Here is a 12,933-nt window from a genome sequence, read left to right as displayed (position 1 = left end):
GTCCGGCCGCTCCGCGAAGGCGTCCTCAGCCTCCGGCGAACGGCGGCAGGAACTCGACGACGTCGCCGGGGCGGACCAGCACGGCCGCCGGGTCCTCCGAGGAGACCGGCCGCTCGCCGACCAGCACCGAGCAGATGCCGACGACGTCGGGCAGCCGGGTGCCCGGATGCCGGCCGACCACCTCGGCCCGCAGCTCGGCGAGGCTCACCGGTCCGCTGACGGCCACCTCCTCCTCCGCGATCCCGGCCGCCGCGCGGGCGGCCGCCCAGTACCGGACCCGGATGACCTGCGTCTCACTCACCTCGACGACCCTTCCCCGCTGCGTGCCTATGTCGGTATCGTCCCCCATCAGAAAACTGGCCGGGGCCCAACGGTGCGTTTCGGTCTCGACTCGGTGCCGCCGCGACGCGGCGCCGGCGAGGAGGCCAGATGAGCACGCTCCTGCTGTTGACCAGCGCCCTGCAGCCCTCGGCCGAGGTGCTGCCCGGGCTCGCCCTGCTCGGCCACCAGGTGCGGATCCTGCCCGCCGAGGGCAGCGCCCTCCTCGACGCACCCGACTCGGACCTCCTGCTCGTCGACGGCCGCCAGGATCTCGCCGGAGCCCGCGACCTGTGCCGGCTGATCCGCACAACCGGCACCGACGTCCCCGTCCTCCTGATCGTGACCGAGGGCGGCCTCGCCGTCGTCCACCACGACTGGGGCATGGACGACGTCGTCCTGCACACCTGCGGCCCGGCCGAGCTCGAGGCCCGGATCCGGCTGGCGATCGGGCGGCTCACCGCGGCCCGCGACGCCGCGGACCCCGACGCCCACCTGATCCGCTCCGGCGAGGTCGTCGTCGACGAGGCCACCTACACCGCGAAGGTCGGCAGCCGCACCCTCGACCTCACCTTCAAGGAGTTCGAGCTCCTCAAGTTCCTCGCCCAGCATCCCGGTCGGGTGTTCAGCCGCCAGCAGCTGCTGCAGGAGGTGTGGGGCTACGACTACTTCGGCGGCACCCGGACCGTCGACGTCCACGTCCGGCGGCTGCGCGCCAAGCTCGGCCCCGAGAACGAGACCCTGATCGGGACCGTCCGCAACGTCGGGTACCGGTTCGTGCTGCCCACCAAGGACACCGAGTCCGCTCCGGCCCCCGAGGTCGAGAACCACGGCGTCTGATCGCGCCATCCCACACCGTCGAGGCCACGGCGTGAACGCCGCACGAGAAGGCGTAGGGAGCGACGAAGGAGCGACCGGAGCCGACGAGGGCGGCGCTTCGCGTCGTGCCGATGTGTGGCCGCCACACGAACGGGCCCACCTGACCAAGCCAACCGCGTGCGCGGCAGCGCGGCGCGAGGAACGAGCGACGCGCTCGCGCCATCCCCTAGGGTTCGTGCCGTGAACGAGACCGGATGGCTCCCGACCCGGATCTTCATCCGGGGCGCATCGACGGCCGGCTGGACCAGCCCGATGAGCGGGCCGCGCAGTGACCTGGGGTTCCCGCGCGTCATCGAGCGCGAGCTGCTCGCGTCGGGACAGCCGACCGAGGTCCGCTCCGTCACGGTCGGCGGGATGCCGACGTCGACCGTCGTGCGCACCTGGGAACGAGACGTCGTCGGCTTCTCGCCCGATGTCGTCATCTACATGGTCGGCCACTACGAGACCCTGCACCTGATCTGGCCGAACTGGCTCGAGCGCCATGCCAATGCCTTCACCTGGCTGCCGCGACGCCTCTCGACGGCGTACCGGACCAAGGTGCTGCGGCCGCTGTGGCGCTCCCTGGTGCGTGCCCAGACGGCGCTGGACCGACGGCTCCCGCCTCGGTACGGCGAGCGCCGGGTCCGCAACGCGGTCGCCGACATCATGCGCGCCACCACCCGGGTCCGGGAGATCCAGAGTCCCCTCGTGATCCTCATGGAGACGCCGCTGCCGGGGACCTACGGCGTGCAGCTCTTCCCGGGGATGCCCCACCGGGTCGACCTCCTCAACCGGCTCCTCGCGGTGGCCGTCAAGGCGCGGGGCGACAGCGAGGTGCAGGTGTTCCCCACCAACGAGATCGTCTCGGCGGCGTACCCGGTCCGTGACGACGCGGTCCCCGACGGCTTCCACTTCTCCCCCGAGGCGCACGACCTGGTCGGCCGCGCGCTCACCGCCCGGATCCAGGAGTGGACCCGCACCCAGGCACACCTGCGTCAACCCGACTCGGCGCGCCCGCTACGGTCGGAAGGGTGACCTCGGAGCTCTCCCTGCTGACGGACGCGCCCGCCCTCGATGCGATCGGCCGGGTCCGCGACGCCAGCCGCGAGATCGACGGGACCGACCCGGTCGACGAGGCGGTGACCCTCCGACTCAAGCATCACGGGCTCGACGGCATCGGGGCCTGGGTGAGCGGCGACGGGTTCGCCCTGCGCCGCGGCACCGAGCTCGACCTCGTCGTCGCGCCGTCGGCCCGCGGCGGGGGGCTGGGCGCCGCCCTCGGCGCCCTGGCCGTCGCGGAGCCGGGGGCGCTGAGTGCCTGGTCGCACGGCGACCACCCGGCCGCGGGGGCGCTCGCCGCCCGCTGGGGGTTCGCCCGGACCCGCGAGCTGTGGGTGATGCGCCGGCCCGCCGCCGTACCGCTGCCGGCGGTGGAGCCGCCCGCCGGCGTCCGGATCCGCGGCTACGGCGACGGTGACGGCGCCGCGCTGCTCGCGGTCAACGCCGCCGCCTTCGCGCATCATCCCGAGCAGGGCGCACTGGACGCCGGCGGCCTGGCCGAGCGGATGGCCGAACCGTGGTTCGACCCCGCCGGCCTGCTCCTCGCCGTCGACGACGACGGCGTGCTGCTCGGCTTCCACTGGACCAAGCAGCACGACTCCTCGCTGGGCGAGGTGTACGTCGTCGGCGTCTCCCCCGCCGCCCAGGGCCGGGGACTGGGCCGGGTGCTCACCGTGGCCGGGCTGCACCATCTCGAGGCGCGCGGCGTGGCCGAGGTGCTGCTGTATGTCGAGTCGGACAACTCCCCCGCGCGACGGCTCTACGAGGATCTCGGCTTCCACCATGCGGCGGCCGACACCCACGTGCAGTACCAGCGCCCGGAACTCGCCCGTAACTCGGCGACCGCTGAGTAGATTTACCCACCATGAGCTCTGTCACCGACGGCGAGCCGGGTCCCGAGGACTCCCGGCTCGCTGAGGCGCGTCCCGGACGCGGCCGGGGACGGAGGGGACTCCTGCGGCGGCGTACCGACGACGGGCCGGTCGTCGGCGAGCTCGACGCCGACGACATCCAGGAGCTGCTGCGCCGCAGCAACACCTCGGTGCCGCCTGAGGAGGAGGCCGACGAGAGTCCCGTGGTCGCGGTCGACGAGCCCGTCGACGACATCGTGGCACGCGTCGGCAGTCGCACCGGGACGCTTCGTGCGGCCGAGGACGCGGACGGTGACGCAGACAATGGTGACGCAGACGATGACGCGGACGACGGCGACGAGTCGGCCGGGGACTCGGCTGCCGACGCCCTCACGGCCCCGACGAGCACCGACTGGGCCAGCGTCATCGACCGATCCCTGGGCCGGCCGTTGACGGAGATCGACCCACGGGAGTTCGAGGCCGGCTCGGCCGCGACCACCGACGACCCGACGCTGCGGGGCACGCTGACCGACCGGCTGGAGCGGATGCGCTCGGAGCCCGCCGGCGCCGTGGACGAAGCGAACGATCTGGACGACGCGAACGACCTGGACGACCCGGACGCGGCCGGCGAGCCGACTGCCGGGACCGCGGCCGAGGTGGACGCCGCGGCGGGAGCCGAGGCGGCAGGAGACGGCGCGGCGGAGCCGGGGCCGGACGCGCCCGACGCCGGCGACTGGTCGGCCATCATCGCCCGCGCCACGCAACGACCCTTCGGCGACTCGCTCGGGGTGATCGCCCCGGTCCCGGAGGTCGACCCGCTCACCGCGGAGGTCTGGCACGACGAGGGCGCTGGTACGGCCGACGCCTTCGACGCCCCGGCCCCGACGGAGGCGGAGATCGAGGCCGCGGCCGAGGGCGAGCAGCCGGTCGAGCAGCCGGTCGAGCAGGCGCCGCCCGCTCGACGGGTGAGCGACGAGGAGGCCGGTCAGCGGGTGATCGCGGCCGCCGTCGACGCCGGCTTCGCCGAGCCGACACCGGTACCCCAGCCCAAGGGCCTGGCCCGACTCCGCCGACGCCCCGGTGCGAGCGCGGCGCCGAAGCCTCAGGCCCGGCCCCGGCCGGAGGTCATCGAGCCCCCGCTGCTCGAGGAGCCGATCCCGAACATCACCGAGGGCACCGAGACGCCGCGCCGTCCGGAGGAGGTCCTGGCGCACGCCCGCGCCGAGATCGAGGCCGAGCTGGTCACGCCGACCGAGACCGACGGCACGGTGGCGGACGACGCCGCCGGCGTACCGGACAACGCGGAGGTCGTCGCCGCGCTCGCCGCCCGGCTGCGCCGCGACGCCGAGTTGGCCGCCGCCGAGCAGGCCGCCGAGCGACTCGCCGCCGAGGAGGCGGCCCAGCTCGCCAACGAAGCCCGCGCCGAGGCCGACCGCCTGGCTCAGGAGCAGGCCGAGACCGCTGCCCTGGCTCATCGGGCGCGGGCCGAGGCCGAGGAGCTCGCCCGCACCGAGGCCGCCGCCCGCGAGGCCGCGGAGCGGGCCGCCCGGGAGCGGGCCGAGCTCGCCGACGCCGAGTCCGCGCGGCGCGAGGAGGCCGAGCGGCACGCCGTCGAGCAGGCCGAGCGTGCCGCGGCCGCGCACGCCGCCCGGGAGGCCGCAGAGACCCGCGCGCAGGAGCAGGCCGAGCTGGTGAGCAGCGCCGCCGCGGCCCGGCAGGAGGCCGAATCGGCCGCCGAGTCGTACGCCGCCGCCGCTCGCCTGGCCCACGAAGAGCGCGCCGCCGCGGAGGAGCGGGCCCGCGTCATGGCCGAGGCGGCCGCCGTGAGTGCGGCCGAGCACGCCGAGTTCGCCCGTCGGATGCTCGAGGAGCGGGAGGCCGCCGAGCGCAGTTCCGCGGAGATCGCCCAGGCTCGGGCCCTGGCCGAAGAGGCCGCCCGCCAGCAGGCCGCCCTGGCCCAGGACGCGCACCGCGCCGCCGAGGCCGCCGAGGAGCGGGCCCGGCTGCTGGCCGAGCAGGCCGCCGCCAGCGCCCAGGAGCACGGCGCGCTGGCCCGCCAGGCCGTCGAGGAGCGGGCCGCGGCCGAACAGGCCGCCGCCGACCACGCCCGCCTCGCCCAGGAGGCCCACCAGGCCCGCGGCGCCGCGGAGCAGGCCGCCCTGGAGCAGGCCGAGATGGCGCGCCTCGCGCTCGAGACCGCCGAGGCCGCCGAACGCCGCGCCGTGGACGCCTCCGAGGCCCGCCGCCTCGCCGAGGAGGACGCCCGCCAGCAGCTCGAGCTCGCCGCCGAGGCGCACGCCAGTGCGGTCCAGGGCCTGCGCTCGGACCTGGTCCAGGCCGAGGAGCGCGCACTCGAGCACGCCCGGGCCCGCGAGGAGGCCGAGGCCCGCGCCGCCGAGCTCGCCCGCGAACGCGAGCGCGCTCTTGCCGACGCCGCCGCCCTCGCTCAGCAGGTGGCCCAGATCCAGGCCCAGCTGAGTACCGACGTCCCCGTCGCCGCCCCCGTCGCCGAGAGGTCCGTCCCCGAGAGGTCCGTCGCCGAGGAGTCCGTCCCCGAGGAGTCCATCCCCGAGGAGTCCCTCCCCGAGGAGTCCCTCCCCGAGGAGTCCGTCCCCGAGGAGTCCATCCCCGAGGAGTCCCTCCCCGAGGAGTCCCTCCCCGAGGAGTCCATCCCCGAGGAGTCCCTCCCCGAGGAGTCCCTCCCCGAGGAGTCCCTCCCCGAGGAGTCCGTCGCCATCTCCGTACCTGTCGACGATCAGCCGGAGCCCGAGCCGGAGCCCGAGCCGGAGCCCGAGCCGGAGCCCGAGCCGGAGCCCGAGCCGGAGCCCGAGCCCGAGCCGGAGCCGGTCGCCGCTCTCGAGCCCGCGCCGCTGGACGTCGAGGCCCTGGTCGAGGCCGAGCCGGCGTCGGACGTCCCACCGGTCGGCGATCTCGCCGCCCAGATGGCCCAGATCCGCGCCCGTCTCGCCGCCGAGGCCGCCCCTGCCCCCGTGGCGGAGCCCGAGGTCGACCTCGCCGTCACGACCGAGACCGGCGAGTCCGCGGCCGAGGACGCGCTCGACGCACCCGCCGGACGGACCCCCTCGTTGCTGGAGCAGTGGCGGGCGACGGCGAGCACGCCCGCCGAGACCGACGAGACCGAGGAGTTCCTCGACGACCTCGAGACGCTCGACGTCGCGGCGGAGGACGACGACGCCCTCGCCGCGGAGCTGATCGACGACGAGCCGGAGCCCGAGCCGGAGCCTGAACCCGAGCCGGAGCCCGAGCCTGAGCCTGAGCCCGAGCCCGAGCCTGGGCCGGAGGCCGAGCCTGCGACGCTGGTGCAGCCGGTCGTCGACGAGCCCGTGGTCGAGGAACCGGAGCCGGAGCCCGAGGCACTCCACCCCGAGCCCGAGCCCCAGCCCGAGCCCCAGCGCGAGCCTGAGCCCGCCCCTGTGGCCGCCGCGGTCGCCGCGCCAGGCCCGACGGTGAAGCGGGTGCCCTTCCACGCCAAGCGCGGCAGCGACAGTCTCGCCCCGCTGGCGATCCTGGGCGCGATCGGCCTGGCCGCGATGGTCGGCCGGATGGCGATCAAGGGCACCCTCGCCGACGACATCGCCTTCAGCGCGACCCTGACCGTGGTGGCCGCGATCCTGCTCGGCTACGCGCTCAAGGCCAGCAACTCCTCGCGCAGCGTCGCCATCGACGAGACCGGCGTCCTCAAGGTCACCCAGGGCGACACCAACAGCACCTTCGACCTGACCAGCCCGAACACCAAGATCGAGCAGACCGGTACGCCGGGCTCGAAGTCGTGGCGGGTCCTCATCCTGCGGCGCAGCATGTCGCCGGTCGTGATCGACGCCCGGATGGTCGACGCACCCATCTTCCTGGAGGCGCTGCGCCAGTGGCGTCAGGATCTGTGACCCGGAGCCGATGACCCAGCCCGACGTGGACCCGGTGGTCGCCCTCCGCCTGGAGCGCGACGACCTGGCCCGTCGGCTCACGGCGAGCCAGGACGAGGTCGTCCGGCTCGCCGCCGAGCTGGAGAGCGCTCGGGCGCAGGTCAGTGCGCTGCAGACGCAGGGCGGGGAGTCGCTGTCGCTGTTCGAGGGTGAGCCGGCCGCCGGTGACCGGCTGACCGGCGACGGCAGCGACCCCCGGGTGCTCTCGATGGTGCTCGGCGCGACGGCGATCGTGGCCGCGATGGTCGCGCTGCTGACCCTGGTCAACGGCAAGCTCGGTACGCCGTTCGGCGTGGTCATGGTGCTCATCGCGGTCGGCCTCGGCTGGGCCGCGGCGCGCACGCGCGTCGTACCCGTCGAGGTCAGCGTGGTGCGTGGCGTGGTCTACGTCGAGCAGGGCGAGTCCACCCACCGCTTCGACATCCGCAAGCCGGCCACGCGGGTCGAGATGGTCGGTCGCCCCGGCGACCCCGGCTGGGCGGTGCGCTTCCCCCGCCGGGGCCTGGACCCGTTCGTGATCGACGGCTCGATGGTCGACGCCGAGGCCTTCGTCCGGCAGCTGCGCGAACATCGTCCCGACCTCTGATGCCCGACCCGTCGCCGGGTCGAGGTCGCCTGCTCATCGACCCGTCGCATCTGAACGTCGTACAGACGCCGACCCGGCGCGTTTGAACGCGCCGGGTCGGCGCTTCTCAGACGTTCAGATGCGACGGGTCGGCTATCCCAGAGCAGCCCGGAGCCGGCCCGCGATCTCGCGCACGGCACCTCGGCTGCTCCGGCCGACGCCGACGATGTTCAAGAAGCCGTGGATCTGGTCGGCGTACCGGCGCAGCTCGACGTCCGCGCCGGCGTCGGCCATCCGTCGTGCGTACTGCTCGCCCTCGTCGCGCAGCGGGTCGAAGCCGGCCGTCACGACGTACGCCGGAGCGAGTCCGGGCGGCAGGTCGATGTCGAGCAGGTTCATCCGCTCGTCGGCCTGGTCCTCGGGGCGGGGCAGGTAGGTGTCGTTGAACGACGCGATCGACTCGGCGGTGAGGTAGAGCCCCTCGCCGAACAACCGGAGGCTGTCGGTGGCGCGATCGGCGTCGGTGCAGGGGTAGACCAGCAGCTGGAAGGCGAGCGGGAGGCCGGCACGGGCGGCGGTGATCGCGGTGTAGGCAGCGAGATTGCCGCCGGCGGAGTCGCCGGCGACGCCGATCCGGTCCGGGTCCACGCCGAGCTCGCCGTGGTGCTCGTGCACCCAGCGCAGCGCCGCCTCGGCGTCGTCGAAGGCGGCGGGGAAGGCGGCCTCGGGACCGACGCGGTACTCGACCGCCAGCACCCGTACGCCCGACCGCTCGGCGAGCACCCGGCACGGCGCGTCGTGGGAGGCGAGGTCGCCGTAGAGGAAGCCACCGCCGTGGAAGAACAGCAGCAGCCCCCGCCCGACCGGCGTGGACGGCTCGTAGAGGCGGGCCGGCAGGTCGGCCACGGCGAGGTCGCGGACGCTGCCGATCGCCGGCCGGCCGCCGGCGAGAGCGGCGTTCTCGCGCAGCGCCGTGCGTCCCTGGACGACGCCCCCGCCGGCGAGATCGCCCTTGCCGGCCAGGCGCTGCAGGGTCAGCATCATGCGCAGGTCGTCCGCGAGTGTCTGACCGTCCAGGACGAGGGGCCCGCCGGACAGCACCCGCTGCACCCGGGGCGGGAGTCCCATCACCGTCGTCAGCGCACGGGACTCGATCGCGGTTCGCATGCTCACGGGATTCAACATACTTCGGGTACGGCCGTCCCCGCAGGAGTCACCTGCCGTTCACCCGGAGGTGCCACACTCGCGAGCATGTCGACCGAGCAGCAGCCGACGTCCCTCCTGCCGGAGGCCGACACCGGCACCCTGAGCGCCGTGCCCGACGAGAGGGACGGCGCGCAGGAGTGCGGCTACGTCCCGGATCCCGCACTGGTGGAGGCGATCGAGTCGGTCGACAACAGGTTCGTCGACCGGGAGCTGTCCTGGCTCCGGTTCAACGAGCGCGTGCTCGAACTGGCCGAGGACACCGAGCTCCCGCTGCTCGAGCGGGCCCGGTTCCTGGCGATCTTCACCAGCAACCTCGACGAGTTCTTCATGGTCCGGGTGGCCGGTCTCAAGCGCCGGATCGCGACCGGTCTCGCCGTCCGCGCGGCCAGCGGCCTGATGCCGCTGGAGGTGCTCGAGGCGATCTGGCGCCGTTCGGCCGAGCTCAGTCAGCGCCACGCCCGGGTGTTCCACGACGACGTCATCCCGGCACTCAGCGCCGAGGGCATCGACCTGGTCCGGTGGGCCGACCTGGACCGCGACGAGCAGAAGGAGTGCAAGCGGCTCTTCAAGGACCGGATCTTCCCGGTCCTGACCCCGCTGGCCGTCGACCCGGCGCACCCCTTCCCCTACATCTCCGGCCTCTCGCTCAACCTCGCGGTCGTGCTGCGCAACCCCAAGACCGGCAAGGAGCTCTTCGCGCGGGTCAAGGTGCCCTCGAACTTCGACCGCTTCGTCGCGCTCGGCAACGCCCGCTTCGTACCGCTGGAGGACGTGATCGGCGCCCACCTCCGCCGATTGTTCCCCGGGATGGAGGTGCTGGAGGCGCACACCTTCCGGGTCACCCGCAACGAGGACCTCGAGGTCGAGGAGGACGACGCCGAGAACCTCCTCGCCGCCCTGGAGAAGGAGCTGCTGCGCCGCAAGTTCGGGCCGCCCGTGCGGCTCGAGGTCGAGGAGTCGATCGCGCCCTCGGTCCTGGAGCTGCTCGTCTCCGAGCTCGACATCAGCGAGAACGAGGTGTTCCGGCTGCCCGGGCCGCTCGACCTGCGCGGCCTGCACTCGATCGCCGACCTCCCGCGCGAGGATCTGAAGTACCCGTCCTTCGTGCCGAGTACCCACACCCGGCTGGCCGACTTCGAGTCCGCGGCCCCGGTCGACGTGTTCAAGGCACTGCGCCGCCGCGACGTACTCCTGCACCACCCCTACGACTCGTTCGCCACGTCGGTGCAGCGGTTCATCGAGCAGGCCGCGGCCGATCCGCACGTGCTGGCGATCAAGCAGACGCTGTACCGCACCTCCGGCGACTCGCCCATCATCGACGCCCTCATCGACGCGGCCGAGGCCGGCAAGCAGGTGCTGGTGCTGGTCGAGATCAAGGCCCGCTTCGACGAGCAGGCCAACATCCGCTGGGCCCGCAAGCTCGAGCAGGCCGGCTGCCACGTCGTGTACGGCCTGGTCGGCCTGAAGACCCACTGCAAGCTGGCGATGGTGGTGCGCGACGAGGGCGAGCAGGCGGGCGGGATCCGCCGCTACACCCACATCGGCACGGGCAACTACAACCCGAAGACCTCGCGGATGTACGAGGACCTCGGCCTCCTCACGACCGACGACGCGATCGGCGAGGACGTCGCCCACCTGTTCAACAACCTGTCCGGCTGGTCCCGCAAGGCGACCTACGAGCAGCTGCTCGTCGCGCCCGACTCGGTCCGCGCCGGCCTCATCGAGCAGATCCGCGCCGAGATCGACCACCACCGGGCCGGCCGCCCCGCCGGGATCCGGTTCAAGGCCAACTCGGTCGTCGACGAGGAGACCATCGACGCCCTCTACCTCGCCTCGTGCGAGGGGGTGCCCGTCGAGCTGCTGGTCCGCGGCATCTGCGCGCTGCGGCCCGGCGTACCCGGCCTGAGCGAGAACGTCCGGGTCCGCTCCGTCCTGGGCCGGTTCCTGGAGCACAGTCGGGTCTTCTCGTTCGAGGGCGGCGGCGAGCCGGTGACCTGGATCGGCTCGGCCGACCTCATGCACCGCAACCTCGACCGCCGCGTGGAGGTCCTGGTACGGCTGCCCGACGCCAGCCGCGACGAGGTACGCCGCCTCCTGGACCTCGCCTTCGCCCCGACCACCCAGGCGTGGGAGCTCGGCTCCGATGGCGAGTGGAAGCGCAACGACGGCACGGTCCACCTCCAAGAGACCCTCATCGAGCAGCAGCGCAAGCGCCGTACCGCCGGCTGAACGGCCTCTGACCTGCGACAACGTGGCCGCGTGCGCCGCGCCACAGGTGGGGAGTGCGCCCGCAGTTGCATTCACGCACTCGTGGTCCCCTAGCATGAGCGCGTTCGCCTCCGCCTCAACGGGAGTCCATGTGGGTCTACGTCTGCGTCCGGTCGATACCTCCTTCTACGACCTCTTCACCCAGTCGGCCCAGCACCTCGTGGGCGGCGCCGAGCTCCTCGCGGAGATGCTGTCCGAGTCCTCGGACAAAGGGTCCGTCGCCGAGCGGATGCGTGCCGCCGAGCACGCCGCCGACGAGACGACCCACGAGATCGTGAAGAAGGTCAACAGCACCTTCGTCACGCCCTTCGATCGCGAGGACATCTACGACCTCGGCTCCGGTCTCGACGACGTCATGGACATGATGGACGAGGCGGTCGACCTGATCCTGCTCTACGAGGTGCAGGTGGCGTTCCCCGCCGAGCTCTCCGAGCAGGTCGAGGTGCTCCAGCGCTGCGCCGAGCTGACCGCGGCCGCGATGCCGCGCCTGCAGTCGATGCAGTCGCTCGACGACTACTGGATCGAGATCAACCGGCTCGAGAACGCCGGCGACCGCAATCACCGGCGCACCCTCGCCAAGCTGTTCTCCGGGGAGTACCCGACCATCGAGGTGCTCAAGCTCAAGGACATCGTCGAGTCGCTCGAGAGCGCCATCGACGCGTTCGAGAAGGTCGCGAACATCGTCGAGCAGATCGCCGTCAAGGAAGGCTGACCGGTCCTCCCATGACCCTCACCCTGGCGATCGTCATCGCCGTGGTCGTCATCGCCTTGGCGTTCGACTACACCAACGGCTTCCACGACGCCGCGAACGCGATCGCGACCTCGGTCTCGACCCGCGCTCTCACGCCGCGGATCGCGCTCACGCTGGCCGCGCTGATGAACTTCATCGGCGCGCTCCTCGGACAGGAGGTCGCCAAGACGGTCGCGGACGTGATCACGATCGAGGACAAGAGCGGCACGCTGCTCGTCGGGGTGCACCACGGCCTCGTCATCGTGATGGCCGGCCTGCTCGGCGCGATCATCTGGAACATGATCACCTGGTACTTCGGGCTGCCGTCGTCCTCCTCGCACGCCCTCATCGGCGGCCTGGTCGGCGCGGCGATCGCCGGCGGGGTCAGCGTCAAGTGGGACACCATCGTGCAGAAGGTGCTCATCCCGATGGTCGTGTCGCCGCTGTTCGGCTTCTGCGCCGCCTTCGCGGTGATGACCGCCATCCTGTGGATCTTCCGCCGCAGCAACCCGCACCGGATCAACCGCGGCTTCCGCGGCATGCAGACCATCTCCGCCGCCGCCCTCGCGCTCGGCCACGGCCTGCAGGACGCCCAGAAGACGATGGGCGTCATCCTGCTGACCCTGGTGATCGCCTATCCCGGCGACTACAGCATCGACCACCTCCCCATCTGGGTCGTGCTGGCCGCCGCGGGCGCGATCTCCGCCGGCACGTACGCCGGCGGCTGGCGGATCATGCGCACGCTGGGCCGCAAGATCATCCACCTCGACCCGCCACGCGGCTTCGCTGCCGAATCGGTGGGCGCGGGCGTGCTCTACACGACGGCCTTCGTCTTCCACGCCCCGATCTCGACGACCCACACCATCACCTCCGCGGTGATGGGCGCCGGCGCGACGAAGCGGCTCTCCGCGGTCCGCTGGGGCATGGCCCGCACCATCCTGCTGGCCTGGGTCTCGACCTTCCCCGCCGCCGCGCTCGCCGCCTGGGGCTGCTACGAGATCCTCCGCCTCATCCTGCTCTGACCTCCTGGGCCGAGCGTGTCGACCATCGAAGGCTGCGCACAGACCCTCCGGGCCCATGCTCGCCCCCGATGCGCTGCGCGCGGCCGCCACGCTGCCGGCCGCTGACCTCCTGGGC

At 73.1% G+C, this 12,933-nt stretch carries 10 protein-coding genes; 8 read left to right on the top strand and 2 right to left on the bottom strand.

Annotated elements, in window-relative coordinates:
• Positions 1-25 precede the first annotated feature (25 nt).
• Positions 26-301: a MoaD/ThiS family protein gene (locus QJ852_04405; GenBank protein WGX97680.1), complete on the bottom strand. Its 276-nt coding sequence runs from the start codon at positions 299-301 to the stop codon at positions 26-28.
• Between the two features lie 128 nt (positions 302-429).
• On the opposite strand from QJ852_04405, the gene QJ852_04400 reads away from it, so the two are divergent.
• The 5 genes from QJ852_04400 to QJ852_04380 all read left to right on the top strand — a co-directional run bounded on the left by QJ852_04400 (position 430) and on the right by QJ852_04380 (position 7,613).
• Positions 430-1,158 (top strand): response regulator transcription factor, encoded by a 729-nt coding sequence (locus tag QJ852_04400; protein ID WGX97679.1) that lies wholly within the window; start codon positions 430-432, stop codon positions 1,156-1,158.
• 219 nt (positions 1,159-1,377) lie between these two features.
• Positions 1,378-2,211, top strand: a complete 834-nt coding sequence (locus tag QJ852_04395) for a hypothetical protein (GenBank protein WGX97678.1) — start codon at positions 1,378-1,380, stop codon at positions 2,209-2,211.
• Positions 2,208-3,089, top strand: coding sequence for a mycothiol synthase (gene mshD, locus QJ852_04390; GenBank protein ID WGX97677.1), 882 nt, complete (start codon positions 2,208-2,210; stop codon positions 3,087-3,089). The genes QJ852_04395 and mshD overlap by 4 nt, the downstream gene beginning before the upstream one ends.
• Before the next feature lie 11 nt (positions 3,090-3,100).
• On the top strand, positions 3,101-6,988 hold the full coding sequence (locus QJ852_04385; protein ID WGX97676.1) for a hypothetical protein: 3,888 nt from the start codon (positions 3,101-3,103) through the stop codon (positions 6,986-6,988).
• A 10-nt stretch (positions 6,989-6,998) separates the two neighbouring features.
• The gene (locus QJ852_04380; GenBank protein ID WGX97675.1) at positions 6,999-7,613 is read left to right on the top strand and encodes a hypothetical protein; all 615 of its coding nucleotides are present in this window, start codon (positions 6,999-7,001) and stop codon (positions 7,611-7,613) included.
• A gap of 132 nt (positions 7,614-7,745) precedes the next feature.
• On the opposite strand, the gene QJ852_04375 is transcribed toward QJ852_04380, so the two are convergent.
• A complete protein-coding gene (locus QJ852_04375) occupies positions 7,746-8,759 on the bottom strand; it encodes an alpha/beta hydrolase (GenBank protein WGX99528.1) in 1,014 nt (337 codons plus the stop codon).
• A gap of 84 nt (positions 8,760-8,843) precedes the next feature.
• Here QJ852_04375 and QJ852_04370 point away from each other — a divergent pair, with 84 nt between their 5' ends.
• The 3 genes from QJ852_04370 to QJ852_04360 all read left to right on the top strand — a co-directional run bounded on the left by QJ852_04370 (position 8,844) and on the right by QJ852_04360 (position 12,818).
• The gene (locus tag QJ852_04370) at positions 8,844-11,027 is read left to right on the top strand and encodes an RNA degradosome polyphosphate kinase (protein ID WGX97674.1); all 2,184 of its coding nucleotides are present in this window, start codon (positions 8,844-8,846) and stop codon (positions 11,025-11,027) included.
• 130 nt (positions 11,028-11,157) lie between these two features.
• Positions 11,158-11,778: a DUF47 family protein gene (locus QJ852_04365; GenBank protein ID WGX97673.1), complete on the top strand. Its 621-nt coding sequence runs from the start codon at positions 11,158-11,160 to the stop codon at positions 11,776-11,778.
• Between the two features lie 11 nt (positions 11,779-11,789).
• Positions 11,790-12,818 (top strand): inorganic phosphate transporter, encoded by a 1,029-nt coding sequence (locus QJ852_04360; protein WGX97672.1) that lies wholly within the window; start codon positions 11,790-11,792, stop codon positions 12,816-12,818.
• The last annotated feature ends 115 nt before the right edge of the window (positions 12,819-12,933 follow it).

Origin of the sequence: Nocardioides sp. L-11A (assembly GCA_029961745.1) — a bacterium.
GTDB lineage: Bacteria > Actinomycetota > Actinomycetes > Propionibacteriales > Nocardioidaceae > Nocardioides.
Note: the sequence above shows the minus strand (reverse complement) of the source record. Positions and strands in the feature narration are given on the sequence as shown.

What these genes read in the sequence shown, in the direction of transcription:
- QJ852_04400 (WGX97679.1), top strand. Translation starts at nt 430, where the DNA reads ATGAGCACGCTCCTGCTGTTGACCAGCGCCCTGCAGCCCTCGGCCGAG.
- QJ852_04385 (WGX97676.1), top strand. Translation starts at nt 3,101, where the DNA reads ATGAGCTCTGTCACCGACGGCGAGCCGGGTCCCGAGGACTCCCGGCTC.
- QJ852_04380 (WGX97675.1), top strand. Translation starts at nt 6,999, where the DNA reads ATGACCCAGCCCGACGTGGACCCGGTGGTCGCCCTCCGCCTGGAGCGC.
- QJ852_04375 (WGX99528.1), bottom strand. Translation starts at nt 8,759, where the DNA reads ATGCGAACCGCGATCGAGTCCCGTGCGCTGACGACGGTGATGGGACTC.
- QJ852_04370 (WGX97674.1), top strand. Translation starts at nt 8,844, where the DNA reads ATGTCGACCGAGCAGCAGCCGACGTCCCTCCTGCCGGAGGCCGACACC.
- QJ852_04360 (WGX97672.1), top strand. Translation starts at nt 11,790, where the DNA reads ATGACCCTCACCCTGGCGATCGTCATCGCCGTGGTCGTCATCGCCTTG.